Raw genomic sequence first — 25,700 nt, 5'->3', positions numbered from 1 at the left:
CTATGTGTGAGAGTGCTTGACGAGTGGTGAAGTCGTTCACTCAGGACGTGTTCCGTCGAATGCGGTTGTCGGGGTGTGAATCGGTGTTCCGGATGAGGGCGGGGGATGGTTTCCGTTGATCGAGTCGGCGAGCGGTACACGAGCCACCGAGCCGGTATTGAGTCGTGTCTCGGTCATCGGTGGCAACACCCAGGTCGATGTCGGGTTGCCGGCCACCGTGCCGATCGCCACCTTCATCGGCGATCTGGTGGCGCTGATCGAATCGCGCAACCCGGAGCGGCCGGAGGCCGAGGACGAGGCGGCGCCGCTGGAGGCGCAGCACTGGACCCTGGCCCGGCTGGGCAGGGAGGCGATCGCGCCTAGCCGCACGCTCACCGAGGCCGAGGTCTACGACGGTGAGCTGCTGGTGCTGCGGTCGGTCGCCGCGAAGGAAGCGCCCGCGCTGTTCGATGACGTCATCGACGCGGTATCGCGGCTCACCGCAGAGGAATTCCAGAACTGGTCCGGTACGGCTGCCCGCTGGATGGGCTTGGTCGTCTCGGCCCTGACCGTGCTCACCGCGCTGGCCGTGCTGGTGGTTTCGCGCGGGAACGGCGATCCGCTCGCGCCCGCACTCGCCCTGCTCGGCAGTGGCATCGCGGCATTCGTCGCGGCGGGCATCGCGGCGCGCAAGTACACCGACCCGGTCACCGCGACCTGGTTGTCGCTGGACGGACTGCTGCTGCTGTTCGGCGGCGCCGCGTTGCTCGTGCCGGGGACGCTCGGCAGTCCCCATCTGCTGCTCGGCAGTTCGGTGCTGCTGGTCGCGGCGCTGCTGGGCTATCGGATAACCGGTACCGGCGCCACGCTGTTCTCCTGCGCCGCGGCGCTCGCGGTGATCGCGGGTGTCGCCGCGGCGATCTACCTGATCTGGCATCCGGGCCTGCCGAAGCTGTCGGCCGGCCTGCTGGTGGCCGGGATCGCGATCATCTCGGCGGTGCCGCGACTGGCGGCCGTACTCGCGCGGCTGCCGATTCCGCCGGTGCCGACCGCGGGCGGCGCGATCGACCCGGCCGACCACGAACCGCGACCGACCATCGAGGGCATCGGCGCCATCGGCGCCAGCGCTCTGCCCTCGGCGGCCGGGCTCGGGGAACGGGCTCGCGCGGCCAACCAGTTCCAGTCCGGCCTGATCGCGGCGTGCGCCGCGAGCGCCGTCATCGGCGCGTTCGGCGTGGCCGATCCGCTGGGTTCGGCACGCTGGCAAGGGATCACGCTGGCGGTCTTGACCGCGATCATCCTCGCGTTGCGCGGCCGCTCGTTCGCCGACCTCGTCCAGGCCGCGACGATGATCGGCGGCGGGTGCGTGACCGCCGTCGCCCTGGTCGTCGGGTTGGCCGCGGGCGACACCGAATACACCCCGCTCGCGGCGGGCGTGCTGCTCGCGTTCGCGATAGGTGTGATCGGCTTCGGGGTGATCGGCCCGCACATCGAGGTCACCCCGGTGACCAGGCGGATGATCGAGATCTTCGAGTACCTGCTGATCGTGGCGGTGATCCCGCTGGTGCTGTGGGTGATGAACATCTACTCGATGGCCCGCAACATATGACCGGCAGCGCCTTCCGCCGGAGAATCATGCGGATGGCTTGCGCCGCAACGGTTGTCGGCGCTGGGATCGGCATGCCGTGGCCGAGCGCGCAGGCGATCTCGCCGCCCGCGATCGATTCCGGCGCGCTCGGGGCCGCGCAGGGTTTGAGCGGGCGGCCCGCGCCGCTGGAACCGACCGAACAGCGTGCCGTCTGCGCCGAACCCGTGCTCACCGGCAGTCCGCCGAGCGAACCTCCGATGGCGCAGCGGGTGCTCGATCTCCCGTCGGCGTGGCAGTTCAGTCGCGGCGCGGGACAGAAGGTGGCCGTCATCGACACCGGGGTGAATCCCCATCCGCGACTGCGCTCGCTGCAACCGGGCGGTGACTTCGTCTCCGACAGCGACGGGACGGTCGACTGCGACGGCCACGGCACCCTGGTCGCCGGGATCATCGCGGCCCAGCCGAGTCCCGGCGACGCCTTCGCCGGTGTCGCGCCGGACGCGGACCTGCTCACCATCCGGCAGTTGAGCCTGGCCTACGAGCCGAAGGACCGCAGCGGCCGCGACGACCCGCCGGGCAAGATCAGCAGCGACGGCTACGGCAGCGTGCTCACGCTGGCGGCGGCCGTCGTCCGCGCCGTCGACCTCGGCGCCACCGTCATCAACATCTCCGAAGTCGCCTGCACCACAGCAGGATCGGACACCGCCGACGCCTCGCTGGGCGCGGCGGTGAAGTACGCCTACGAACGGAATGTCGTGGTGGTCGCGGCCGCGGGCAATCTGCAGCCCGACGGCGCGTGCTCGAAACAGAACGAGGGCTCCGGGTGGGGCTCGGTGGTCACGGTCGCGAGCCCGGCCTGGTTCACGCCCTACGTGCTCTCGGTGGGCTCGGTGGACTCGACGGGCCAGGTGTCCGAGCTGTCGCTGCACGGCCCATGGGTCGCCGTCGCCGCGATCGGCCGCAATATCGTGTCGCTGGACAGCAAGCCCGGTGGCAACGGATTGGTCGACGGTGTCCAGACCACCGAAGGAATCAGGGGTGTGGAGGGCACCAGCTTCGCGGCGCCCTACGTGGCCGGGCTGGCGGCGCTGGTGCGGTCGCGATTCCCGGAACTCACCGCGCAGCAGGTGATGGACCGCATCATCCGCACCGCCCACGGGCCGGGCACCGGACGCGACGACCGGATCGGGCACGGCCTGATCGATCCGCTCGCGGCGCTCACCGCGCAGCTGCCCGAACAGCCCGTCAGCGCGGGGGCCGATCAGCCACGGGTCGTTGCCGCGCCGGTGATTCCGCCCGGCCCGGACCCGCGGCCGCGCCGGATCGCCGTCATCGGCTCCATCGTCTGCCTGGCCTGTCTGGCCATCGGCGCCGCGGTGGCGATCCCGTTCCGCCGCTCGGGGGAGGACCTGAACGCGGAGTTCGATCCGTAGCGCGGCGAGGCATCGACCGCTCGTCGCCGACCGAACGAAGGAAACATGGCTACCGAAGGCTTTGTGCGCCGCCCCCGCATTGCACCGCCCCGGGCACCCGGCGGCGAGGTGGCGCTGACCGCGCCGCCGGAGATCGCGCGCGCACTGCCCGCGCCGCTGATGATGAAACTGATGCCCGTCGTCATGGTGGTCGCGGTGGTCGGCATGATCGCCATGATGGCGATGATGGGCCGCAACATGCTGGCCAATCCGTTCATGATGATGTTCCCGATGATGATGCTCATGTCGATGGTCGGCATGATGGCGGGCTTCCGGGGCGGCGGCCCCAAGCGCGCGGTCGAGCTCAACGAGGAACGCAAAGACTACTTCCGCTACTTGGACCAGGTCCGAAAGGACGTGCGGCGCACCGGCGGCAAGCAACTGGAGACGCTCCGGTGGAGTCATCCCGAACCCGCCGACCTGCCCTCCATGATCGGGACGCGGCGGATGTGGGAGCGCAGGCCCAACGACCCGGACTTCGGGCACGTACGCGTCGGGGTCGGCAGCCACCGGTTGGCCACCAAATTGGCGCGCCCGGAGACGGGGCCGCTGGAGGATCTGGAACCGGTGTCCACCGTGGCGCTGCGCCGCTTCGTGCGCACCCACTCGGTGGTGCATCGGCTTCCGACCGCGGTGTCGTTGCGCGCGTTCCCCGCGATCAACATCAGCGGTCCTGCCGAGGACGCGCACATGCTGGTGCGGGCGATGCTGATGGAGCTGGTCACTTTCCACGGCCCCGACCATCTCGCGGTCGCGATCGTCTGCGCCGATCCGGATGGTCCGGCCTGGTCCTGGGCGAAATGGCTGCCGCAGCTGCAACATCCGACCCAGCGCGACGGCATGGGCTCGGCGCGGATGATGTACCACTCGCTCGGCGAACTGGAGACGGCGCTGGCGGCCGAGCTGCTCGAACGCGGCCGGTTCATGCGCAATCCGCAGCCGACTCAGGGGCGGCTGCACCTCGTGGTCGTCATCGATGACGGCTACGTCAGCGGCAGCGAACGTCTGGTCAGCGAATCGGGCCTGGATTCGGTGACGGTGCTCGACCTCACCGCACCGGAGGGCGGGCTCGCGGCGCGGCGCGGGCTGCAACTGGTCGCCGCCGACGGCGAGGTGTCGGCACGCAGTGCGGCCGGTGTGGAGAAGTTCGCCACCGCGGACCGGGTGAGCACGGCCGAGGCCGAGTCCTTCGCGCGCTCGCTGGCCAGGTATCGCCTCGCTACGGCGGCGCAGATCGTCAGCCTCGGTGAGGGAACCACGACGGACCCGGGACTGATGGCGTTGCTGAAGATCCCGGACGCCGCCCAGATCGACCCGGCGCGGGTGTGGCGCCCGCGCACGGCCCGGGAGCGGCTGCGGGTGCCGATCGGCATCACCCCCGACGGCACTCCGGTGGAGATCGACATCAAGGAATCGGCCGAGAACGGCATGGGCCCGCACGGTCTGTGCATCGGCGCAACCGGGTCGGGAAAGTCGGAATTCCTGCGCACCCTGGTGCTTTCCCTGGTCACCACGCATTCGCCGGACGCGCTGAACCTCGTACTCGTCGACTTCAAGGGCGGCGCGACCTTCCTCGGCCTCGACTCGCTGCCCCATGTGGCCGCGGTGATCACCAACCTGGAAGAGGAACTGTCGCTGGTCGACCGCATGAAGGACGCCCTCGCCGGTGAGATGAACCGCCGCCAGGAACTGCTGCGTTCGGCGGGCAACTACGCCAACGTCACCGACTACGAGAAGGCGCGCGCCGCCGGTGTGCCGCTGGACCCGCTGCCCGCCTTGTTCATCGTCGTCGACGAGTTCTCCGAATTGCTCTCGCAGAAGCCGGACTTCGCCGAACTGTTCGTCATGATCGGCCGGCTCGGCCGGTCGTTGCACGTGCACCTGCTGCTGGCCTCGCAGCGCCTGGAGGAGAACAAGCTGCGCGGCCTGGAATCCCATCTGTCCTATCGCATCGGCCTGCGCACGTTCTCGGCGAACGAATCGCGCGCGGTGCTCGGCATCACCGACGCCTACCACCTGCCGAGCGTGCCAGGTTCGGGGTACCTGAAGAGCGATGCCTCGGATCCGTTGCGGTTCAACGCGAGTTACGTGTCCGGGCCGTACGTGGCGCCGCAGGGAACGGTGACCGGCGAGGACGGCAGCCCGGTCGCCGGGCACCGCCCCGCGTTGTTCACCGCCTCGCCGGTGGAACTGCCCGAGCCGATCGAGGACGAGACGCAAGCGCAGCCGGTGGCGCTGTCGAACCCGCTGCTGGAACTGCCGCCGCCGCCGTCGGCCGCCGGGGCGGTCCCCGGCGCCGACGAGGGCATCCCGGACACGCTGCTCGACGTGGTCGTCAAGCGACTCACCGGGCACGGCCGCCCGGCGCACGAGGTCTGGCTGCCGCCCCTGGACGAATCCCCGACCGTCGACATGCTGCTACCGGACCCGGACTGGCGGTCGCCGGTCAACCGGCACGGCCAGTTGTGGATGCCGATCGGCGTCATCGACAAGCCGTACGAGCAGCGGCGCGATGTGCTCACCATCAATCTGTCCGGCGCGCAGGGCCACGTCGCGGTGGTCGGCGGCCCGCAGTCGGGCAAGTCGACGACGCTGCGCACCATCATCATGGCGACCGCGGCCACGCACAGCCCCGAACAGGCGCAGTTCTACTGTCTGGACTTCGGTGGCGGCAGCATGGCGGGCCTGTCCGGAGTGCCACACGTGGGTTCGGTGGCCGGTCGCCTCGACAGCGACCGGGTGCGCCGCACCGTCGCCGAGCTCACCACGCTGATGCGTCAGCGCGAGGAGCGGTTCGCCGCACTGGGCATCGAGTCGATGGCCGAGTTCCGGCGCCGCAAGTTCACCGATGACCAGCGCGTTCCCGACGGCACCGCCGGAGCGGAAAACCCGCTGGCCGACGACAAATTCGGCGACGTGTTCTTGGTGATCGACGGCTGGGCGGTGATCCGCGAAGAGTTCGACGTGCTGGAACCGCAGATCAACGCCATCGCCGCGCAGGGCTTGTCGTTCGGCATCCACCTGATGATCGCCGCCTCGCGCTGGGCCGAGATCCGTCCGGTGGTCAAGGACCAGATCGGCACCCGCCTCGAGCTGCGGCTCGGCGATCCGTCGGACTCGGAGATGGGCAGGCGCACCGCCCACCAGGTTCCGGTCGGACGCCCCGGCCGCGGTATGACCCCCGACCAGCTGCACATGCTGATCGCGCTGCCGCGCTTGGATTCCGACTCCGATCCGGGCAGCCTGGCCGACGGCGTCGCCGGCGCGCGCACCGAACTCGAGCAGCTGTATCCGAACCGCCGCGCGCCGGAAGTACGGATGCTGCCTTTGCGGTTCGGCCGCGACGAGCTGTTGGCCTCCGCGCGAGCCCAGGGGATCGAACTCGGCCCCACCCGGGTCGTCGTCGGGCTCGGCGAGTCCGAATTGCAGCCGTTGGTGCTGGATTTCGGCGCCGAACCGCACTTCATGGCATTCGCCGACGTGGAATGCGGCAAGACCACCCTGCTGCGCAACATCGTGATGGGCGTGGTCGAGCAGTCGACCACCGAGCAGGCCAGGATCATCATGATCGACTACCGCCGCACCATGCTCGGCGTGGTCGAGGGCGACCACCTGGCCGGATACTCCACCTCGTCGCAGACCTGTGGTCCGATGCTCCAGGAGGTGGCCGGATATCTGGCCAAGCGGATTCCCGGCTCGGACATCACGCCACAGCAGTTGCGGGAACGCAGTTGGTGGAGCGGCCCGGAGATCTACATCGTGGTCGACGACTACGACATGGTGGTGACCGGCAGCGGCATGAACCCGTTCGCGCCGCTGCTGGAATACCTGCCGCAGGCCCGCGACATCGGCATGCACCTCGTCGTCACGCGCCGCAGCGGTGGTGTGTCCCGTGCGCTGTACGACCCGGTCCTGGGCACCATGAAGAACCTGTCGGTGGAGACGCTGATCATGAGCGGGTCGCGCGACGAGGGCAAGCTCATCGGCGACGTGCGCCCGAGCAAGTTGCCGCCCGGCCGCGGGACCTTGGTGTCGCGCAGCCGGGGGATCGAGATGGTGCACATCGCGCACCTCCCGCCGGTCTGACCGGCCCGCGTCGCGGTCGGGTACCCGGCAGGCGTACTTGCTGAATCGGCTACAGCCATCACGCACGCGAGTCAGTTGTTCGGCTGCGGTGGCCGCAACATCGCTGCCGCAGCCGATCGCGCGACCGCAGCGGGGACCGGGACGGGGAGGTCGGGCTCCCAGCTGTCGACCCGCCGCTCGAACAGCGCGCGCGACGGGCCGAGCACGAGCGGCCCCGCGACGCGGACCAGCCGGAATCCCGCCGAGCGGTAGTAGTCGTGCAGGTCGGTATTGGTGGTCCAGGCGTCCAGCCGCACCCACTCGCGTTGCTGGTGGCGGGCGAGCATTCCCGCGTGGGCGAGCATGCGATGGCCCACGCGCAGTCCCGCGAATCGCAGATCGACGATCATGAAATGGACGATCACCGAATCGTCGAGTTCCCACCGCGACCACAGACCGGCGTCGGCGCGGTCGTTGACGGTGATGGTTCCCGCCGGCTCGCCCGCGACCTCGGCGATCCAGGTCTCGCCCGCGTCCAGCGCGTGCCCGACGGCGCGGGCGAAGATCTCGATGGGCAGGCCGCGCCCGGCGACCGTCCACTGGTCGGACCCACGCGCGGTGAGCCACGCCGTGCGCTGCACGCGCAGGCGGCAGATCGTGCCGAGATCGCCCACTGTTGCCTGACGGAGCGCGATCGTCATGGGGCTAGGCCGGACCGGACCCGGGCGAGTCGGCGAGCGTGTTCCGGATGACTGCGGTGCCTTCGGCGTCGCCGAGTTCGTAGGCGAGGCGATTGCCGGTGGCGAGCGAGCGATGCCGGGTGGCCCGGGTGACTCGGGTGTGGTTCGCGCCGATGCGCAGATGATCGAGCAGGATGGTGCCGGTGGCGACGCCGAGCACCAAAGCTTCCTCCGCGTTCGCGGGCCGGGCGACAAGCGTGTCGCGGTGCGCGGTCTCGGCATGGCCGCGGTCGGCGAGGCGGCGGGTGGTGCCCTCCGGAATGTCGTGCGGGGAGTCGATTCCCGTGGCCTCGGCCAGGTCCCGGGGATAGAAGCTGACCTCCCACGACCACGGTTCGTTGTCGAGATACTGGACCACGGTCCTGGCCAGCACCCAGGAGTCCGGGGGGACACCCAGCCAAGACGCGACCTCGGGACTGGCCGGCTCCATTTTCGCGCTGAACTCCTTCGACGGCTCCCGGTTCGCGGCCCGCGCGATCTCCTCGAAGATGTCGTGCGGGGTCTGCGGCCGGTCGGGGCGGATAGAGTCGGTCACAACGGATTCGAGCACTTCTTGGTTTCGAACGATCGTCCCGCGGGAAGTAGCTGTATAGACCAGATTCTCGGTCACCAGAACCTGGATCGCGTTGCGAGCGGTGGTGATCGAGACCTGCATCTGATCGGCAAGCTCGGAATGACTGGGCAGACGATCGCCCGGCTTCCACTTGGCTGCGCGGATCTCCTCGCGGAGGAGGTCTGCGATCCGGTGATACGTCGGACCGTCCGCCATCTTGCTCCTCGGTTGGTCGTGCAGGTAACGAAGTGTACTCTCCGTGACTCCATTCGGCCCGTTAACGCTTGACAGCTGCCTTCAGAGGTTTATTGTAATGAACGTCCTGATCCGGTGTTGTGCGGCGATGACGGCGAGGCAACGTGGCAGGTTCGGATACAACGGTCGTAATGGCCCTCCCAGGCACATCCAGGTGTGTCGATCCTTCGGTGCGCTCTTCGGCGCCGGGGTTGCTTCCCACGTCCGACCTATTGGTTCGGGCGTGTCGCGGGCACCGCGTAGTCGGTGGTCCGCTTCTGTGGTTCGCTCGTGATCTGGCAGTGCTACATGAGCGCCGCGTGGTCGGTCGCGGTGGTTCGGTGGATACCGCCGTGGCGGTGATCCGCGAAATCGAGCGTCGTAGAGTCGAATTGGTGATGGCCATCGACGACTGGGTGATGCGCTGCGTGCCGCAGCATCGGCTCGGCGCCACGTTGCACACCGAAACGGTGGGCGCGGTGATCGATCGCCTCGCCGAGGCGTCGGTGCGCGCGCACCACGCCTTGATGACTCTCGACGCGCACGACGAGTTGTTGCACAACGCGTGGCATCATCTCGCCGAACTCGCGGACGCCTACGACGATCTGGTGCGCGACGTCATGGCGGGCAGGCGGCGTCTGCCCGAGTGGTGAGCGGCTGATCCGCTCGCCCTTACCCGCCGGGCCACGGCCCGGCGGGTGTCAGGGACGGTAGCGGCGGTGATCGGTGGCGAAGTCGTCGGCGACGGTCGCGGCCAACTCGACGTAGGCCCGCTTGGTCTGCTTGTGCAGCCGGTGCAGATCGATCTCGGCGCCCTCGGACATGTGGGCGTCGAACGGGATGATGTGCACGGCGCGGCACCGGGACAGGAAGTACTCCCGTAGCTGCTGGATACCGACATTCGGCGATCCGGCCCGCGGCGAGTTGATCACCACCACCGCATTGCGTACCAAGTGGTCGTGGCCGTGCAGCGACAACCAGTCCAGCGTCGCCGCGGCGCTGCGGGCTCCGTCGATCGCGGGGGAGGAGATCAGCACCAGCGAGTGCGCCAGATCCAGCACACCGGACATGGCCGAATGCATCAGTCCGGTACCGCAGTCGGTGAGGATGATGTTGTAGAACCGCTGCAGGATCCGGGCGACCGCGCGGTACTCCTCTTCGCTGAACGCCTCCGAGGCGGCCGGATCACGTTCGCTGGCCAGCACTTCCAGGCGACTGGTGGCCTGCGAGGTGTGCCTGCGCACGTCCGAATACCGCTGGATGGACGAGTCCAGGAGCAGATCGCGCACGGTGGACCTGGTCTGCAGCGGCACCCGCTGCGACAGCGTCCCGAAGTCCGGATTGGCGTCCACCGCGATCACCCGGTCGCCCCGGACGGAGGCGAAGATCGAGCCGATACCCATTGTGGTGGTGGTCTTTCCGACACCGCCCTTGAGTGACAGCACCGCGATCCGGTAATCACCGCGCACCGGCTGCCTGATCCGCGCGACCAGTTCCTGCAGCCTGCGTTCCTCGGCGGACATGCCGGGGTTGATCGCGCCGCCGGACACGTGATGCACGGCCTTGCGCCACCCGGATCCGGGTGCCCGCTTGGCCCGGCGCATCGGCACGTTGTCCAGCGAAGGGTGGAACTGGCCGCCCGGCTGCTGGGCCTGCGGTTGCGCGTAACCCGGCGGGGTGCCCCACTGCTGAACGCCTGGTTGCCCGTAGTGCTGGGGTTCGGGGTGCTGCGGTGGGGCCGGTGGCGCGGAATGCGGTGCGACCGGACCGGATTCGGGCGCGGAGTTCCGCTCGGCGACGCTGCGCCACTGGTCCGCGGGCTGCTCGACGGGAGCGGTACCGCCGGCGAATTGAGCCGGGCGGCCATCGGGGGCGATCGTTGCGGCGCCCGGGTGTCCCGTGCCGGTCCACTGGTCGGCCGGGGCCTGCGCTTCGGAACCGGGCACCTGCCCACCCGCGAACCGCGGTGGGTATCCGGCGTAGTCGCTCGGGGCGTACGGTCCGGGCTGCGGAGTGCCCGGCTCGTTATGGGCCGGGGCGGGCCGCTGCTGTGGTACCGGTTCCTGGTCGGAGTCCGGCGCTTGCGCGGCAGATGCCGGCGGAGTGACCGGCGCGTTCGGCTCGGCAGGCAGCCGGTGGCGTCCACCGATCGGTCGCGCGGACGCGCCACCGGCTACGGCGGCGGCGGTCCAACCCGACGCCGCGGCGGCGGGATCCCACTGCGATTCGAGCGAATTCGCCTGCGCGGCCACCGAGGGCTGTCCGGTGGCTTCGGTCGGCTGTACAGCAGCCGGGCCACTCGCGGCAAAGGCATCGCCGGGTACGGGCGGCACCGCACCGACCCCGCTCGGTCCGGCGTGCGGAGCGGGTGTGGGTGCGGCGGCAGGTGTTCCGGTAGCGCCGCTATCCGTCGGCCACGCGTTGGACGTCGATCGCTGTTCCGGGGCTGGGGCGGTGGGCGTCTGAACACCTAGTGCCGCAGTCTCGTTCGGCGCGGGGGGAAGTCCGGATGCGCTCGGCTGACCTGCCTGCTCCGGCGCGCTGTGACCGAGCCAGGGCGGCGGACCATCCGCGCCGCGTGGCGACAAGCGCCGCTCGTCGTGCGTCGGTGCCGGTGCCTGCGTGCCGGTTACCCCCTTGTCCGGCCGCTCGTGCGGCGCGGGCGGGTCGGGCAGCGGCGGGAGACGGCGCGGCGCACCCGGCGCGGATGCCTCGGCATCCTCGGGCCGTGGTCCGGCGAGCCAGGGCGGCGGGCCTTCGGAGCCGGCGACGGGATCGGTCGGCGTCGGGGGCTGATCGTGCCGGCCCTGCGCCGGGGCATTCCCGGCCGCTGGTGCACTGGTCCGGACTGCCGGGTCGGCGCCGGCCGGCGGCGCGGCGGTCGGCGCCGCCGAGCCTGCGCTCTGCCGCGCTGCCTGATCGGTGCCCGGCGCAGGTGCGGTGGGATGCCCGCCATGGGGCGGTTGCGTGGGCGTGTCACCGGCGCTCGGCGCTGCGGGGTCGGCACCCGCGGGCCATCCCGGATTCGGGCTCGTCGGCGGTGCGACGGGCTGGCCACTGCTCGTCGGCGGGGTCTGCTGCCCGGGCGGAAGCGTGCCCGGCCATTGGCTCGGCCGCACCGCCGACAGCGCGGCGTCGAGCCGAGGGTTGCCGGTGGACGGCCACCCGCCGGGTTGCGGAGCGAACGGCGGTCGGCCGGTGCCGGTGGCCTGGCCGGGGCCGCTCTCACTCTGCGCCGATCGGGCGGGCTCGTCGTGCGGTGCCGGGGCCGCTCGTTCCTCGACCGCTTGCCTCGGTGGGTCGGGCAGCGGCGGCGGGGGCGGCAGATCGGACCTGCGCTGCGGCGCGGGCGCCTGCTGTGCACTGGGCTGCTCCGCGGCCCTGCTGCCCAGCGGCTGGAACCCGGGTGAGGGCTGCGAGGGGTTGCGGGTGGGCAGGCTGGACTGCGGAAGGGCGTTGCGCTGCGGCGGAGCCTCCCACAAGTTGTCCTGCGCGGGCGGGGTGCTTTCCCGCGCGGGCGGGGTGTAGTCGTGGCCGGGCTGCTGCCCCCAGGCGTCGGGCGGATGCTGACCAGGCGCGGGCACGTCCGGCCGGGGTGCGGGCACGTCCGGCCCGGGTGCGGGCACGTCCGGCCCGGGTGCGCGGGCGGCCTCGCTCAGCTGTCGGTCGTCGTCGGCGGGCCCCTCGTTCTTGTCCCGGCGCCAGCCCTTGCGGCGCTTCTCCGGACGCGCGGCGTCCGGGCGTTCCGCTTCCGGGGACCGATTCTTGAACCGGCCGCGTCGGCGGCTGGGGGAGTCCTCGATCAGTTCGTCGTGTGGGAGATTCTGTACCGGAGCCTCGTAGCCGCTCTGGGTGACCTCGCTCTCGGACAGCCACGGCGGCAGCATCGGCAGGCCGTCGTTACCACGGCTCACGACGTCGCCTCGCTGCGGCTCGGCTCCGTCGGGGTCGGTCTGCCGCTCGACTGGGTCCTGGTACGGGGTGCTCTGCCGGTGACTCGCTCGCTACGCTTACTCACGGCCTCGCCTCCCTGCCGCTAGCTTCGGCCGTGATCAAGGGCGCCGCGCCGGTGCCTCGCTCGCTCCGCCGGCTCACGCATCCCCCTCGATCTGATCGACCCAAATACCTGGACAGCGGCCAGTTTACGCGACAACCCGCCGTCGTCGTGGCCCAGGACCGGACGCCCGCCACGGGTGGGAAGGGGGCTGCGAAACCGCTGGCGACGCGGGTATACAGGGAGGCATTTTTGCCCGATCCGGAACTGATCGGTAAGCTGGAGCGGCGGTGCACCTATGCGCCGCCTGTTCGTGTGCGAGCGGTCCGCTCCGGCGGCCGGTCCATCCGGGCAGACCAGGCAAACAAACCAGGTTGAGCGTAACCGGGATCGCGGAGGACATGGCGAAGAAGGACGGGGCCATCGAGGTCGAGGGTCGAGTTGTCGAGCCGCTGCCCAATGCGATGTTCCGGATCGAGCTCGAGAACGGGCACAAGGTTCTCGCGCACATCAGCGGGAAGATGCGGCAGCACTACATTCGTATCCTCCCCGAAGACCGTGTGGTCGTCGAGCTCTCGCCCTACGACCTGTCGCGCGGCCGGATCGTATACCGCTACAAGTGATCGCGCTCGCTGCGATCGGGTCGGTCCGAACCGGCAGCTCCGGCGTGAGCCGGGGCCGAGTCGAAAGACTCACTACAGAGCTTCCCCAGTCGCCGACTGGGGAAAAACTGTGTTCACACCCCTGTGAACCACAACAGATTGGACGGACGTGAAGGTTCAGCCGAGCGTCAAGAAGATCTGCGAGAAGTGCAAGGTGATCCGCCGTCACGGCCGGGTCATGGTGATCTGCGACAACCTGCGCCACAAGCAGCGCCAGGGCTGAGCGGAGGCGAGACAGACCTCGCCCCCACCCGCCCGAGGCTTGCCGAAGGCGCCGCTCGACGCGACACCAGCCAAGCACCGAACCGCAGTTCGGATTGGCAAGAAGAACTCCCAGCACCAGCCGCACGCTGCGGATATCAGGGTTCGCCCTGGGCGTGCGCGCCTACCACCGGTTCGGAGGCCGGTGCCCCACCAAGACGAGGGGACGGACAGGGAGCAGACCTCCGCAACGATTAAGGAAACTGCCAGATGGCACGTCTCATGGGCGTCGACCTCCCGCGCGAGAAGCGCATGGAGATCGCACTGACCTACATTTTCGGCATTGGCCGTACCCGCTCCCAGGAGATCCTCGAGGCCACCGGCGTCAGCCCGGACCTGCGTTCGAAGGATCTCAGCGACGACGATCTGACGAAGCTGCGTGACTACATCGAGGCTTCGGAGTTCAAGGTCGAGGGTGACCTGCGCCGCGAGGTGCAGGCCGATATTCGCCGCAAGATCGAGATCGGCTGCTACCAGGGCCTGCGCCACCGTCGTGGCCTGCCCGTCCGTGGCCAGCGCACCAAGACCAACGCGCGCACCCGCAAGGGCCCGAAGCGCACCGTCGCCGGCAAGAAGAAGTAGGGATAACCGATGCCTCCGAAGTCCCGGGCCTCCGGCCCCAAGAAGACCCAGAAGTCGCGTCGCCGGGAAAAGAAGAACGTCCCGCACGGCCACGCGCACATCAAGAGCACGTTCAACAACACGATCGTGTCGATCACCGACCCGAGCGGCAACGTCATCTCCTGGGCGTCGTCGGGTCACGTCGGCTTCAAGGGTTCGCGCAAGTCGACCCCGTTCGCCGCGCAGCTCGCCGCCGAGAACGCCGCCCGCAAGGCGCAGGAGAACGGCGTCAAGAAGGTCGACGTGTTCGTGAAGGGCCCCGGTTCGGGTCGCGAGACCGCGATCCGCTCGCTGCAGGCCGCCGGCCTCGAGGTGGGCACGATCTCCGATGTCACCCCGCAGCCCCACAACGGCTGCCGTCCGCCCAAGCGGCGTCGCGTCTAGCGGGAAAGGAATAGCGAACAATGGCTCGTTACACAGGCCCTATCACCCGCAAGTCGCGTCGTCTGCGCGTCGACCTCGTCGGAGGCGACCAGGCGTTCGAGCGTCGTCCGTACCCGCCCGGCCAGCACGGCCGCGCGCGGATCAAGGAGAGCGAGTACCTGCTCCAGCTGCAGGAGAAGCAGAAGGCCCGCTTCTCCTACGGCGTCATGGAGAAGCAGTTCCGCCGGTACTACGAGGAGGCCAACCGCCTCAAGGGCAAGACCGGTGACAACCTGCTGCGTCTGCTCGAGACCCGGCTGGACAACGTGGTGTACCGCGCCGGTCTGGCCCGTACCCGCAGGCAGGCCCGCCAGCTGGTCTCGCACGGCCACTTCCTGGTGAACAACAAGAAGGTGGACGTTCCCAGCTTCCAGGTCACCCAGTACGACATCATCGATGTCAAGGAGAAGTCGCTGGGCACGCTGCCGTTCCAGGTGGCGCGCGAGACCGTCGGCGACCGCCCGGTTCCGGGCTGGCTGCAGGTGATCCCGGGCCGGCTGCGGATCCTGGTCCACCAGGTGCCCGAGCGTGCCCAGATCGATGTGCCGCTGCAGGAACAGCTGATCGTCGAGTACTACTCGAAGTAACACGGCACACGTGCTGCTGGTGCGTGGTCGCCCTCGATGGGCGGCCACGCACAACCCCTGAGACGAGGCGTCAAATAGCGGGCGCCCAAAAAGGAGGATGATCCTAATGCTGATTTCACAGCGTCCGACGCTGACCGAAGAGGTCGTCGCGGAGAACCGGTCGAAGTTCACCATCGAACCGCTCGAGCCGGGCTTCGGTTACACCCTCGGCAACTCGCTGCGGCGTACCCTGCTGTCCTCGATTCCGGGGGCCGCGGTCACGAGCATCCGCATCGACGGCGTCCTGCACGAGTTCACCACCGTTCCCGGCGTGAAGGAGGATGTCACCGACATCATCCTGAACCTCAAGGGTCTGGTCGTGTCCTCGGAGGAGGACGAGCCGGTCACGATGTACGTGCGCAAGCAGGGCCCGGGCACCGTCACCGCCGGTGACATCGTCCCGCCCAGCGGCGTCGTGGTGCACAACCCGGACATGCACATCGCGACCTTGAACGACAAGGGCAAGCTGGAGATCGAGCTCGTCGTCGAGCGCGGTCGCGGCTACGTCCCCGCCGTGCAGAACAAGGCCTCCGGTGCGGAAATCGGCCGGATCCCGGTGGATTCGATCTACTCGCCGGTGCTCAAGGTGACCTACAAAGTCGAGGCCACCCGCGTCGAGCAGCGCACCGACTTCGACCGGCTCATCCTGGACGTGGAGACCAAGAACTCCATCAGCGCGCGGGACGCGCTCGCCTCGGCGGGCAAGACCCTGGTCGAGCTCTTCGGCCTGGCCCGTGAGCTGAACGTCGAAGCCGAAGGCATCGAGATCGGCCCCTCGCCGGCCGAGGCGGATCACATCGCCTCGTTCGGTCTGCCGATCGAGGACCTGGACCTCACCGTCCGGTCCTACAACTGCCTCAAGCGCGAGGGTGTGCACACCGTGGGCGAGCTGGTCGCCCGCACCGAGTCGGATCTGCTGGACATCCGCAACTTCGGCCAGAAGTCCATCGACGAGGTCAAGGTCAAGCTGCACGCGCTCGGCCTCTCGCTGAAGGACAGCCCGGCGTCGTTCGATCCGTCCAGCGTGGTCGGCTACGACGCGAGCACCGGCACGTGGAGCGACAGCGGCACGTTCAGTGACACCGATGGCGGCGAGCAGGACTACGCCGAGACCGAACAGCTCTAGGCCGCCGGGGTAGGCGCCCCGGCCCGGCCTTATACAAGGAGACACCACAATGCCCAAGCCCAAGAAGGGTGCCCGCTTCGGTGGGTCGGCGTCGCACCAGAAGGCGATCTTCGCCAATCTGGCGACGGCGCTCTTCGAGCACGGCCGGATCACCACCACCGAGGCCAAGGCCAAGGCCGTGCGCCCCTACGCGGAGAAGCTGATCACCAAGGCGAAGGGCGGCACTCTTGCCGACCGTCGCGAGGTGCTCAGGGTCATCCGCAACAAGGACGTCGTGCACGAACTGTTCGCGCAGATCGGCCCGTCGTTCGAGGGACGCGAGGGTGGCTACACCCGCATCACCAAGACGCTGCCGCGTAAGGGTGACAACGCGCCGATGGCGATCATCGAGCTGGTCCGGGAGAAGACCGTGACCAACGAGGCCGATCGCGCTCGTCGCGTGGCCGCGTCGAAGAAGACGGAGGAGGCTCCGGCCGCCGAGGTCGTCGAGGAGAAGGCCGAAGCGGCCGACACCGAGACCGCCGAGGCCGAGGCTCCCGCCGCCGACGAGGCTGCCGAGGACAAGAAGGACGCCTGACGCTGAGCGTCGGAGTTCACGTACGAGCCCGCCACCCGCACTGGGTCGGCGGGCTCGTTCGTTTCGACCGGAGGATCATGTGACCGTGGAGGAATCGGTGGGATCGAGTGCGGACCGGCCGCGCGAGGGCGAGCCCGGGACCGAGGTGTCGCGGGTGCGGCTGGACATCGCCTACGACGGCACGGATTTCATCGGCTGGGCGCGTCAACCGGGGCTGCGCACCGTGCAGGGAGTGCTGGAGGACTCGCTGAGCAAGGTTTTCCGCGAGCCGATCCAGCTGACCGTGGCGGGTCGTACCGACGCGGGTGTCCACGCGGAGGCACAGGTCGCGCATTTCGACACCGCCGGGGAACTGGACTCGGGAAAACTGGTGCACCGGATGGCGCGCTTCCTGCCGAAGGACGTGCGGATCAAGGACGCGCGCCTGGCCGCGCCCGAGTTCGACGCCCGGTTCTCCGCTGTCCGCCGCCACTATGCCTATCGGCTGACCACCGCGCCGTACGGGGCGGAGCCACTGCAAGCCCGCAGTGTGGTCGCCTGCCGATCCGGCGTCGATGTCGAGGCCATGCGCGCGGCATCGCGAGAACTACTGGGGCTGCACGATTTCGCCGCGTTCTGCCGGCGCAGAGAGGGCGCGACCACGGTGCGCGAGTTGCAGCGCTTCGACTGGGTGCGCGACGGCGATCTGCTCGTCGCCCACGTCAGCGCCGACGCGTTCTGCTGGTCGATGGTCCGCAGTCTGGTCGGCGCGGTCCTCGCCGTGGGCGAGGGCCGGCGCACTCCGGAATGGGTCGCCGATCTGTTGCGGGAGACGGAGCGCTCCAGCTCGGTCACCGTCGCTCCCGCCCACGGTTTGAGCCTGATCGGCGTCGACTATCCGGCCGACGGGGAACTCGCCGCCCGCAACGCGCAGACGCGGGAGATGCGGTCGGTACCGGTTCCGGACGCCGGTTGCTGCGGCGATTGAACTGTTCCCGGGCTACCCGCACCGTGCGCGGGTGCGGGTAGCGATGATCACTTCGAGGACTGCGGGTACTGCTGCTGCGACTGCGCGCCCTGCTGTTCCTGTTGCGTCGGTGACAACTGCTCGGACTGCCTCGATTGCGCTTCGATCGTCCTCGGTTCCTGGGACGCCCCGGAGATCTGGATGCGGCGCGGCATCGCGCGCTCCGCGATCGGGATCGTCACCGACAGCACTCCGTTGTTGTAGGTGGCGCTGATGTGCTCGACGTCGACGTTCTCGCCGAGCGACAGCTGGCGCATGAAGGTGCCCGCGAAGCGTTCCGAGGCGATCCACTGGACGCCTTCCTCGCTCGGCACGGTGCGTTGCGCCCGCAGGGTGAGCGTGCCGTTGTCGACACTGACATCGATGGAGCCGGGATCGACACCGGGCAGGTCCGCGTTCAGGACGTAGTGATCACCCGCTTTGAACAGATCCATCGGCATGAATCGGGGTGCGCGAGCGGTTCCAGCGCTTTCACCGAGCAACTGCCGAGCGACGGTGTCGATGTCATGGAATGGATCGAATCTGAGCACAACGATCACCTCCATTTCGTTAGTGGCGACGCCTGCCACGGCGGCGGGCGCCGATAGCTGTGCAATCGCCACGTTAGCCCTTTTCGAGCGGAACGGCATCGACCTGATGGGTCGAAGAAGGCCGAGATCCGCCGACACGGAATAGCAACCCGCGGGCCCGTGTTGGCTCCGGACATGGCATTCGACAGTCTCGGACGGTTCGGGGTGTGGCGGGCGTACAACGGGTTCAGCCCGGAGGACGCACGGGAATTGGAGCAGCTGGGATACGGCGCGCTGTGGTTGGGGGCCTCGCCCCCGGCGGATCTGGCAGCGGTCGATCCGCTGCTGGAGGCGACCGAAACGATCACCGTGGCCACCAGCATCGTGAACATCTGGGCGGTGCCCGCGAAGGAGGTGGCCGACTCGTTCCATCGGATCGAGGCGCGCTTCCCCGGGCGGTTCCTGCTCGGCATCGGCGTGGGGCATCCCGAGCACACCGGTGAGTACCGCAAGCCCTACGACGCGCTGGTCGAGTATCTCGACGACCTCGACGCCGCGGGCGTGCCCGCCGAGCGCCGCGCGGTGGCCGCGCTCGGCCCGCGCGTGCTGAAGCTGGCCGCCGAGCGGTCGCTGGGCGCGCTGCCCTACTTCGTACCCGCCGCGCACACCGCGAAGGCCCGCGAGATCGTCGGCCCGGACGCGCTGCTGGCCACCGAGCACAAGGTGGTGCTGACCGACGACGCCCCGACGGCGCACGCCGTCGCCGACCAGACCGTCGGGTTCTACCTCGGCCTGACCAACTACGTGGCGAACCTGCGCCGGTTCGGTTTCACCGACGCCGACTTGGCCGTCCCGCCCACCGACCGGCTGTTCGACGCTGTCGTCGCGCACGGCACGCCGGAGCGGATCGCCGCCCGGCTGTCCGAGCACCTCGATGCCGGCGCGGACCACGTCGCGGTGCAGATCCTCGGCGACAACTATCTCCCGGCGCTGCGCACTCTCGCGCCGCTGCTGACTACGCGCTCCTGACCGATTCGATGCGCGTTTCTCCGGCCCCCGGCTGCTGCCGGGGGCCGGAGCCGTTCGCGGGGATCGTCCTAAGGGACTGTTAGGAAGCATCGAGAGCCGTTCCGCGAGCTTGTGACTGCCGACACACTGATCTGCGACGACGTGATGAGGCGTCGGAGGAGGAGATCTTGTGACTACGACACAGCCCGTGAATGAGCGCCGAGTGGTCGCGAACGTTCTGCGCGGGTCCATCGGCAATCTCGTCGAGTGGTACGACTGGTACGTCTACGCCGCGTTCAGCGTGTACTTCGCGAAGACGTTCTTCCCCGAGAACGATCCGACGGCGCAGCTGTTGTCCACCGCCGCCGTGTTCGCGGTCGGCTTCCTGATGCGCCCGATCGGCGGCTGGGCGCTGGGCCGGTACGCCGACCGGTTCGGCAGGCGCTCGGCCCTGACGCTGTCGGTGACGGTGATGGCGGCCGGTTCGCTGATGATCGCGCTGACGCCCGGCTACCAGACCATCGGCCTGGCCGCACCGGCTCTGCTGCTGGTGGCCAGGCTGCTGCAAGGTCTGTCGGTCGGCGGTGAATACGCCACCAGCGCGACGTATCTGTCCGAGGTGGCCTCGGCGGGCAAGCGCGGGTTCTACTCGAGTTTCCAATACGTGACCCTGGTGGCCGGCCAGCTCGTCGCGCTCGGGGTGCAGATCGTGCTGCAACAGTTCCTCGACGCCGACCAGATGAACGCCTGGGGCTGGCGAATCCCGTTCGTGATCGGCGCTGCCGGTGCGCTGATCGTGATGTGGCTGCGGCGCGGCATGGACGAATCCGAGCAGTTCCGCGCCGAGTCCGGCCGGATGGCGAAGCAGGACGCGAAGGGCGCGACTTCCGGTGCGCCGCAGTCGCGTGGCTCGCTGCGGATCCTGTTGCAGTACCCCCGGGAATGCCTGCTGGTCGTGGGGTTGACGCTGGGCGGAACCGTCGCGTTCTACACCTATACGACCTACATGCAGAAGTTCATGATCAACACCTCCGGCATCTCCAAGTCCACCGTCGCCTGGATCAACTTCGTCGCGCTGCTGGTCTTCGTGGTGTTGCAGCCGCTGGCGGGCGCGCTGTCGGACCGGGTGGGACGGCGCAAGCTGCTGATCTTCTTCGGCGTGGCGGGCACCCTGTTGACCGTGCCCATCATGACGGTGCTCGCGCGCACCACCGATCCGGTCGCCGCGTGGGGGCTGATGATGGTGGCTCTGGTGATCATCACGGGCTACACCTCGATCAACGCGATCGTGAAGGCCGAGCTTTTCCCGACGAAGATCCGCGCGCTCGGCGTCGGGCTGCCCTACGCCCTGACCGTCGCCATCTTCGGCGGCACCGCGGAGACGATCGCGCTGGCGCTGAAGAAAGCGGGCCACGAGTCGCTGTACTTCTGGTACGTCGCCGGATGCATCGCCATCTCGCTGGTCACCTACTACTTCATGCGGGAGACCTCGGCCTCGTCGACGATCGACGCGGATGAGCTCGCCGCGGGCGCCGATACCGGGTCCGGCGCCGCGGCGGCCGAGCCGGGACGGTCGTTGGTCACCCTGCGTGACTGACCGCCCGGCACACGCGCCGGTCCGCCCATTGTGGGAGGATCGGCGCGTGCGGCTTGCGGTGGTCGAGGACGACGACGGCGTGGGAGACGCGCTGGTCGAGGCGCTCAACGCCCGCGGTTACCGCGCCGAACGCATGCGCCGCGGCGTGGATCTGCTGATCGCGCATCGCGCCTACGACGCGGTCGTGCTCGACCTCGGACTGCCCGACGGCGACGGTCTTCAAGTGCTGCGCAGACTGCGCGAGGTGAGTTCGGTTCCGGTGCTGATCCTGACCGCACGCAGCGACGAACGCTCCATCGTGCGCGGTCTGCGCGGCGGCGCCGACGACTATCTGGTGAAGCCGCCGCGGATCGCGGAGCTGGTCGCGCGGCTGGAGACGGTGACGAGGCGGGCAGCGGCCGCGGCCCAGCCCGCGCCGTCGGTGGTGGTCACCGGGGATGTGCGGGTCGATCTCGGCGCCCGCGTGGTCGAGGTCGCCGGTGCGCCGGTGTCGCTGACCCAGAAGGAGTTCGAGCTGGTCGAGGCGCTGGTGGAACGGCCGGGCGCGGCGGTGAGCCGCCAGCTGCTGATGGATCGCATCTGGGGCGACGCTTTCGTCGCGGTCTCGCGTTCGCTGGACGTGCACATGGCGGGCTTGCGGGCGAAGCTGAATCGGCCCGGCCTGATCACCACGATTCGCGGGTACGGATATCGGTGGGGGCAGTGAGCGCGGGCCGAAGGGCCGGAGGTGTGCCATGCGGCGTCGCTTGCTCGTCGCGCTGACGTCGTTCGCCGCCATCGCGGTGCTGGCGTTCGCGGTGCCGCTCTCGCTGACCATCGCGACCAACCGCACCCAGCAGCTGGTGCTCGCGCGCTCCGGGGACGCCGACCGCTTCGCCACCCTCGCCGACGACGCGGTCACGGCGGGGGACAGCCGCACCCTGTCCGACGAGGTCCTGCGCTATCACGAGCTGTACGGCGAAAACGTGCTGGTGGTCGACGCGAGGGGCGCGGCGGCGGTGAACGCGGGCGCGGACGTGAACGATCCCGGCATCGCCGCCGCGGTGGTGGCCGCACGGCGCAATCAGCGCCCGCACGCGGTGGACAAGCTGACGCCGTGGGGCGCGCCGACCGTGCTGGTGGCGCGGCCGGTCGGCACCGGTGTGCAGGTGAACGGCGCCGTGGTGATCGAGGCGTCGACGGCGAGCGCCCGGGGCGACATCGCGCGGGCCTGGGCGGTGATCGTGCTCGGCGGCGTCGGCGCGATGGCGCTGTTCGTGCTGCTGGCGGTGACGATCGGCCGCTGGGTACTGCGTCCGCTGGCGGCGCTGTCGCACGGTGTGGCGGAGTTGACGGCGACGCTGCCCAAGCCGCGCGCCGACACCGTCGCTCCGGTATCGATCTCGGGTAGGTACGGAGGGCCGCCGGAGATGCGGGCGCTGGCGGAATCCTTCGACGCCATGGCCGCGGCCGTCGCCGATTCAGCGGATGCGCAGCGCCAGCTGGTCGCCGACACCGCGCACGCCATGCGCAACCCGCTGGCCGCCCTGACCATCCGGCTCGATTCCCTGGAACCGGCGATCCCGGCGAGCGCGGCGAGCACGTTCCGCAGCGCGAGCGCCGAGGTCGACCGCTTGACCGCGCTGCTCGACGGCCTGCTCAGCCTGGCGGTGGCCGAGACGCCCGCGGCGTTCGACGTCGCGCGCACCGCCGAGGACGCCGACCAGTGCGACGCCGTGCAGGTGGTGGCCGATCGATTCGACGCCTGGTGCTCGGCGTTCGAGGCCGCGGGACAGCGATTGCGGGTAGCGCCCGCGGCCGAGCGCGCGGACGTGGCGGCGCCTGCCGACGTGCTCGCGCAGATGCTCGACGTCCCGCTGAGCAACGCGACGCGGTACGCGGGGGCGGGCGCGCACGCCGATCTGATCGTCGAGACCGAGCCGGGCTGGGTCACGGTGACCGTCCGCGACGACGGCGCGGGTGTTCGCCCGGACGAAATCGACAAGCTCACCACGCGTTTCTTCCGCGGCTCCTCGGCTGCGACCGGTGGTTCGGGGCTCGGCCTGCCGATCGCCGCGGCGCTGGCGCAGGCGCGCGGCGGCGCTCTCACCGTGGCGTCGGTGCCTCCCCACGGTCTCGCGGTGACAATGCGATTGCCTGCGGCGGAGGCCAGATGACCGGTCGAGAATCGATCCTCCGCCGCGGCATCGGCCGGCGTGGCTTCCTCGCGCTGGCCGCGGCGGGCATCGCGGGCTGTGCTCCCAACGGCCGGGGCGCGACGGTGCGGCTGGCTTCCGGCGAGGTCGGCGGCTTCTACTACGCCTTCGCCGGGTTGCTCGGCCTTGCCGCAGAGCACCTCGGCGACGTGCAGATCGACCGGGTCACCACCTCCGGGTCGCAGGACAATCTGAGCTTGCTCGCACGCGGTGAAGTCGACGCCGCGCTGACGCTCGCGGATTCGCTGCCGGAGAACCCCGGCCGGGTGTCGGCGTTGGGCCGGGTCTACGAGAACTACCTGCAACTGGTCGTGCGCGCGGACAGTCCGATCGGATCGGTCGCGGATCTGCGCGGAACGCGGGTGAGCCTGGGTGCGGAAGGGTCGGGCGCTGCGCTGACCGGCGAACGGATCCTGCGCGTCGCGGGCTTGGATCCGGCCGTCGACGTGGCGGTTTCGCATCGACCCCTGGCGGAGGCGGTGGCCGCCCTGACCGCGGGTCAAGTGGATGCGCTGTTGTGGGCGGGCGGCGTGCCGACAGCGCTACTCGCGGTGCCGGGCCGGATGCGACTGTTGGACATGGGCGATCTAGCCGCCCCGATGCGGGAGCGGTTCGGGCCGGTTTATGACAGCGTCGCGGTTCCCGCCGACGCTTATCCCGGCGCCGCCGCCGTACATACGATCGGGGTGGCCAACCTATTGCTGGCCGCGACTTCCATGCCGGAGGAAATCGCGGCGTCCCTCGTGGAACTACTGGTGTGGCACGCGGACGCGCTAGTTCCCACCGAGGCGGCGGGAACGCAGTTCCTCGACGGTCGATCGTTGGTCAGCACCGGTCCTCTACCGCTGCACCCGGGAGCGGCTGGTGTCTATCGACGCTGGCACGGGTGACCGGCGTGCGATCAACTGGTCGAGGACGTGCCAGTGCCATGTGTCCATCGGCTGCCGGACTGGCGGTCGGGCAGCCGGGCAGGTTGCAGCGCTCAGCTGGGCAGGCCGGCCTCTTCCCGAAATCCACGCGGTGTAGACGTCGCCTGGTCAAACGCTTCGATGACGTTGTCAGTCGACCGGCACCACATCTACCCCGTGTGGACGAGTCGCTGGTCCCTTCCGTCGCGAGGTCAGGATCGGACCAGGCGGGCGATGGCGTCGGTGGCTTCCTTGATCTTGGCTTCGGCCTCCGGGCCGCCCGCGACGGCCGCGTCCACCACGCAGTGGCTGATGTGGTCCTCCAGCAGGCCCATCGCCACCGCTTGCAGGGCTTTGGTCATGGCGGACACCTGGGTGAGGATGTCGATGCAGTACTTCTCCTCCTCGACCATCCGCTGCAAGCCGCGCGCTTGGCCCTCGATGCGGCGCAGCCGCTTGAGGTAGTCGTCCTTGGCGGTGATGTAGCCGTGTGTCGCGTGGTCGGCCGCCGTGTGGTCGTGGGGGGAAGCTGCCACCGATGTCTCCTCGCTGCCTGCCGGTCCGGAACTCCGGATCAATACCCCCCTAGGGTACAGTGTGCGGCCCGGCTTGTCAGGTCGGGCGGCGCCGTGCCTGCCCAGCCTGCCAGGCGGATCGGCCGATGACCAGGCCCTGGCTGCCGGATGGAAAAGGGTAACGCCGATCCCGCCGCGCGAGCGACGCGGCGGGACGAGACAATCGAGGTATGAGTTCGCACCCCCGGCCCGCGCTCGCCGTCATCGGCGGCAGCGGCTTCTACGATTTCTTCGACAACGAGGCGACCACCATCGAGGTGGAGACCCCTTATGGCGCCCCGAGTGCGGGCGTCGCGGTCGGAGAGGTGGAGGGCAGGCCGGTGGCGTTCCTGCCGCGGCACGGCAAGAACCACGAATTCGCACCGCACACCCTGCCCTACCGGGCCAACCTGTGGGCGCTGCGCTCGCTGGGCGTGCGCCGGATCTTCGCGCCCTGCGCGGTCGGCAGCCTGCGGGCGGACTGGGGTCCGGGCACGGTCGCGGTGCCGGATCAACTGGTCGACCGGACCTCCGGCCGGCCGCAGACCTACTTCGACGGCGACGGCATCCACGTGTCTTTCGCCGATCCGTACTGCGACGAACTGCGCGCCGCCGCCATCAAAGCCGAGTCCGACGAGCTGCACATGATGCACGCCGCCACCATGGTCGTGGTCGAGGGACCGCGTTTCTCCACCCGCGCCGAGAGCCGGTGGTTCGCCGCGCAGGGCTGGGACCTGGTGAACATGACCGGCCACCCGGAGGCGGTGCTCGCCCGCGAACTCGAAATGTGCTACGCCGCCGTGGCTCTCGTCACGGATCTGGACGCGGGGCTGGAGGAGGGCGAGGGAGTGCACGCCGTGGACGTCTTCGCCGAGTTCAAACGCAACCTCGCGCCGTTCAAGGAACTCGTCCGCCGCGCGGTGGCCGCCGTGGACGGCACCGAGACGTGTGACCGGTGCCGCGTCCACGGGGGAGTGTCGTTGCCGTTCGAACTGCCCTGAG

General features: G+C 69.5%; 22 protein-coding genes and 1 pseudogene. 18 read left to right on the top strand and 5 right to left on the bottom strand.

Annotated features, from left to right (window positions below; all coding sequences use genetic code 11):
- Window positions 1–157: 157 nt before the first annotated feature.
- From eccD to eccCa, 3 genes are read left to right on the top strand one after another with little or no spacing between them, the layout of a single operon-like run.
- Window positions 158–1,588, top strand: coding sequence for a type VII secretion integral membrane protein EccD (gene eccD, locus LTT66_RS07445; RefSeq protein ID WP_233065455.1), 1,431 nt, complete (start codon window positions 158–160; stop codon window positions 1,586–1,588).
- A 32-nt stretch (window positions 1,589–1,620) separates the two neighbouring features.
- Window positions 1,621–3,000 (top strand): type VII secretion-associated serine protease mycosin, encoded by a 1,380-nt coding sequence (gene mycP / locus LTT66_RS07440; protein ID WP_195098814.1) that lies wholly within the window; start codon window positions 1,621–1,623, stop codon window positions 2,998–3,000.
- Window positions 3,001–3,045: 45 nt separating this feature from the next.
- The gene (gene eccCa, locus LTT66_RS07435; RefSeq protein ID WP_233065454.1) at window positions 3,046–7,125 is read left to right on the top strand and encodes a type VII secretion protein EccCa; all 4,080 of its coding nucleotides are present in this window, start codon (window positions 3,046–3,048) and stop codon (window positions 7,123–7,125) included.
- A 71-nt stretch (window positions 7,126–7,196) separates the two neighbouring features.
- On the opposite strand, the gene LTT66_RS07430 is transcribed toward eccCa, so the two are convergent.
- Both LTT66_RS07430 and LTT66_RS07425 read right to left on the bottom strand, forming a co-directional pair.
- Window positions 7,197–7,805 carry a GNAT family N-acetyltransferase gene (locus LTT66_RS07430; protein ID WP_233065452.1) on the bottom strand — a complete coding sequence of 203 codons (609 nt, stop codon included), beginning with the start codon at window positions 7,803–7,805 and terminating at the stop codon, window positions 7,197–7,199.
- A 4-nt stretch (window positions 7,806–7,809) separates the two neighbouring features.
- Window positions 7,810–8,613, bottom strand: coding sequence for a GntR family transcriptional regulator (locus LTT66_RS07425; protein ID WP_233065447.1), 804 nt, complete (start codon window positions 8,611–8,613; stop codon window positions 7,810–7,812).
- 359 nt (window positions 8,614–8,972) lie between these two features.
- Between LTT66_RS07425 and LTT66_RS07420 the strand changes: the two genes are divergently transcribed.
- Window positions 8,973–9,284 carry a DUF4254 domain-containing protein gene (locus tag LTT66_RS07420; RefSeq protein WP_233065445.1) on the top strand — a complete coding sequence of 104 codons (312 nt, stop codon included), beginning with the start codon at window positions 8,973–8,975 and terminating at the stop codon, window positions 9,282–9,284.
- Window positions 9,285–9,332: 48 nt separating this feature from the next.
- Here LTT66_RS07420 and LTT66_RS07415 read toward each other — a convergent pair whose 3' ends face one another.
- Complete coding sequence (locus LTT66_RS07415; protein WP_233065443.1) at window positions 9,333–12,545, bottom strand: MinD/ParA family ATP-binding protein; 3,213 nt, start codon at window positions 12,543–12,545, stop codon at window positions 9,333–9,335.
- A gap of 481 nt (window positions 12,546–13,026) precedes the next feature.
- Between LTT66_RS07415 and infA the strand changes: the two genes are divergently transcribed.
- The 8 genes from infA (at window position 13,027) to truA (ending at window position 17,888) form a co-directional block, all read left to right on the top strand.
- Window positions 13,027–13,248: a translation initiation factor IF-1 gene (gene infA, locus LTT66_RS07410; protein WP_003418601.1), complete on the top strand. Its 222-nt coding sequence runs from the start codon at window positions 13,027–13,029 to the stop codon at window positions 13,246–13,248.
- A gap of 148 nt (window positions 13,249–13,396) precedes the next feature.
- Complete coding sequence (gene rpmJ / locus LTT66_RS07405) at window positions 13,397–13,510, top strand: 50S ribosomal protein L36 (RefSeq protein WP_011207363.1); 114 nt, start codon at window positions 13,397–13,399, stop codon at window positions 13,508–13,510.
- Window positions 13,511–13,758: 248 nt separating this feature from the next.
- Window positions 13,759–14,130 carry a 30S ribosomal protein S13 gene (gene rpsM / locus LTT66_RS07400; RefSeq protein ID WP_043687550.1) on the top strand — a complete coding sequence of 124 codons (372 nt, stop codon included), beginning with the start codon at window positions 13,759–13,761 and terminating at the stop codon, window positions 14,128–14,130.
- 9 nt (window positions 14,131–14,139) lie between these two features.
- Window positions 14,140–14,553 carry a 30S ribosomal protein S11 gene (gene rpsK / locus LTT66_RS07395; protein WP_014349147.1) on the top strand — a complete coding sequence of 138 codons (414 nt, stop codon included), beginning with the start codon at window positions 14,140–14,142 and terminating at the stop codon, window positions 14,551–14,553.
- 20 nt (window positions 14,554–14,573) lie between these two features.
- Window positions 14,574–15,179 carry a 30S ribosomal protein S4 gene (gene rpsD, locus LTT66_RS07390; RefSeq protein ID WP_040864912.1) on the top strand — a complete coding sequence of 202 codons (606 nt, stop codon included), beginning with the start codon at window positions 14,574–14,576 and terminating at the stop codon, window positions 15,177–15,179.
- A 106-nt stretch (window positions 15,180–15,285) separates the two neighbouring features.
- On the top strand, window positions 15,286–16,344 hold the full coding sequence (locus LTT66_RS07385; protein WP_039796155.1) for a DNA-directed RNA polymerase subunit alpha: 1,059 nt from the start codon (window positions 15,286–15,288) through the stop codon (window positions 16,342–16,344).
- A gap of 49 nt (window positions 16,345–16,393) precedes the next feature.
- Window positions 16,394–16,921, top strand: coding sequence for a 50S ribosomal protein L17 (gene rplQ / locus LTT66_RS07380; protein WP_181722588.1), 528 nt, complete (start codon window positions 16,394–16,396; stop codon window positions 16,919–16,921).
- A 97-nt stretch (window positions 16,922–17,018) separates the two neighbouring features.
- A complete protein-coding gene (truA, locus tag LTT66_RS07375; protein WP_233069056.1) occupies window positions 17,019–17,888 on the top strand; it encodes a tRNA pseudouridine(38-40) synthase TruA in 870 nt (289 codons plus the stop codon).
- Window positions 17,889–18,025: 137 nt separating this feature from the next.
- On the opposite strand, the pseudogene LTT66_RS07370 reads toward truA, so the two are convergent.
- Window positions 18,026–18,457: pseudogene (locus LTT66_RS07370) on the bottom strand (Hsp20/alpha crystallin family protein); the annotation flags it as partial.
- 174 nt (window positions 18,458–18,631) lie between these two features.
- Here LTT66_RS07370 and LTT66_RS07365 point away from each other — a divergent pair.
- The 5 genes from LTT66_RS07365 to LTT66_RS07345 all read left to right on the top strand — a co-directional run bounded on the left by LTT66_RS07365 (window position 18,632) and on the right by LTT66_RS07345 (window position 24,126).
- Window positions 18,632–19,465, top strand: coding sequence for an LLM class F420-dependent oxidoreductase (locus tag LTT66_RS07365; RefSeq protein WP_233065440.1), 834 nt, complete (start codon window positions 18,632–18,634; stop codon window positions 19,463–19,465).
- A gap of 169 nt (window positions 19,466–19,634) precedes the next feature.
- On the top strand, window positions 19,635–21,041 hold the full coding sequence (locus LTT66_RS07360; RefSeq protein ID WP_233065437.1) for an MFS transporter: 1,407 nt from the start codon (window positions 19,635–19,637) through the stop codon (window positions 21,039–21,041).
- A gap of 46 nt (window positions 21,042–21,087) precedes the next feature.
- On the top strand, window positions 21,088–21,747 hold the full coding sequence (locus LTT66_RS07355) for a response regulator transcription factor (protein ID WP_233065434.1): 660 nt from the start codon (window positions 21,088–21,090) through the stop codon (window positions 21,745–21,747).
- Between the two features lie 28 nt (window positions 21,748–21,775).
- Window positions 21,776–23,197, top strand: a complete 1,422-nt coding sequence (locus LTT66_RS07350) for a sensor histidine kinase (protein WP_233065431.1) — start codon at window positions 21,776–21,778, stop codon at window positions 23,195–23,197.
- Window positions 23,194–24,126: a TAXI family TRAP transporter solute-binding subunit gene (locus tag LTT66_RS07345; RefSeq protein ID WP_233065427.1), complete on the top strand. Its 933-nt coding sequence runs from the start codon at window positions 23,194–23,196 to the stop codon at window positions 24,124–24,126. Before LTT66_RS07350 ends, LTT66_RS07345 begins: the two co-directional genes overlap by 4 nt.
- 230 nt (window positions 24,127–24,356) lie before the next feature.
- Here LTT66_RS07345 and LTT66_RS07340 read toward each other — a convergent pair whose 3' ends face one another.
- Complete coding sequence (locus LTT66_RS07340) at window positions 24,357–24,680, bottom strand: metal-sensitive transcriptional regulator (RefSeq protein ID WP_043687917.1); 324 nt, start codon at window positions 24,678–24,680, stop codon at window positions 24,357–24,359.
- A 209-nt stretch (window positions 24,681–24,889) separates the two neighbouring features.
- On the opposite strand from LTT66_RS07340, the gene LTT66_RS07335 reads away from it, so the two are divergent.
- The gene (locus tag LTT66_RS07335) at window positions 24,890–25,699 is read left to right on the top strand and encodes an S-methyl-5'-thioadenosine phosphorylase (RefSeq protein WP_233065423.1); all 810 of its coding nucleotides are present in this window, start codon (window positions 24,890–24,892) and stop codon (window positions 25,697–25,699) included.
- The last annotated feature ends 1 nt before the right edge of the window (window position 25,700 follow it).

It is taken from the genome of Nocardia gipuzkoensis, assembly GCF_021183645.1.
Classification (GTDB): Bacteria; Actinomycetota; Actinomycetes; order Mycobacteriales; family Mycobacteriaceae; genus Nocardia; species Nocardia abscessus.
Note: the sequence above shows the minus strand (reverse complement) of the source record. Positions and strands in the feature narration are given on the sequence as shown.

What these genes read in the sequence shown, in the direction of transcription:
- mycP (WP_195098814.1), top strand. Translation starts at nt 1,621, where the DNA reads ATGGCTTGCGCCGCAACGGTTGTCGGCGCTGGGATCGGCATGCCGTGG.
- eccCa (WP_233065454.1), top strand. Translation starts at nt 3,046, where the DNA reads ATGGCTACCGAAGGCTTTGTGCGCCGCCCCCGCATTGCACCGCCCCGG.
- LTT66_RS07430 (WP_233065452.1), bottom strand. Translation starts at nt 7,805, where the DNA reads ATGACGATCGCGCTCCGTCAGGCAACAGTGGGCGATCTCGGCACGATC.
- LTT66_RS07425 (WP_233065447.1), bottom strand. Translation starts at nt 8,613, where the DNA reads ATGGCGGACGGTCCGACGTATCACCGGATCGCAGACCTCCTCCGCGAG.
- infA (WP_003418601.1), top strand. Translation starts at nt 13,027, where the DNA reads ATGGCGAAGAAGGACGGGGCCATCGAGGTCGAGGGTCGAGTTGTCGAG.
- rpsM (WP_043687550.1), top strand. Translation starts at nt 13,759, where the DNA reads ATGGCACGTCTCATGGGCGTCGACCTCCCGCGCGAGAAGCGCATGGAG.
- rpsK (WP_014349147.1), top strand. Translation starts at nt 14,140, where the DNA reads ATGCCTCCGAAGTCCCGGGCCTCCGGCCCCAAGAAGACCCAGAAGTCG.
- rpsD (WP_040864912.1), top strand. Translation starts at nt 14,574, where the DNA reads ATGGCTCGTTACACAGGCCCTATCACCCGCAAGTCGCGTCGTCTGCGC.
- LTT66_RS07385 (WP_039796155.1), top strand. Translation starts at nt 15,286, where the DNA reads ATGCTGATTTCACAGCGTCCGACGCTGACCGAAGAGGTCGTCGCGGAG.
- rplQ (WP_181722588.1), top strand. Translation starts at nt 16,394, where the DNA reads ATGCCCAAGCCCAAGAAGGGTGCCCGCTTCGGTGGGTCGGCGTCGCAC.
- LTT66_RS07365 (WP_233065440.1), top strand. Translation starts at nt 18,632, where the DNA reads ATGGCATTCGACAGTCTCGGACGGTTCGGGGTGTGGCGGGCGTACAAC.
- LTT66_RS07350 (WP_233065431.1), top strand. Translation starts at nt 21,776, where the DNA reads ATGCGGCGTCGCTTGCTCGTCGCGCTGACGTCGTTCGCCGCCATCGCG.
- LTT66_RS07345 (WP_233065427.1), top strand. Translation starts at nt 23,194, where the DNA reads ATGACCGGTCGAGAATCGATCCTCCGCCGCGGCATCGGCCGGCGTGGC.
- LTT66_RS07335 (WP_233065423.1), top strand. Translation starts at nt 24,890, where the DNA reads ATGAGTTCGCACCCCCGGCCCGCGCTCGCCGTCATCGGCGGCAGCGGC.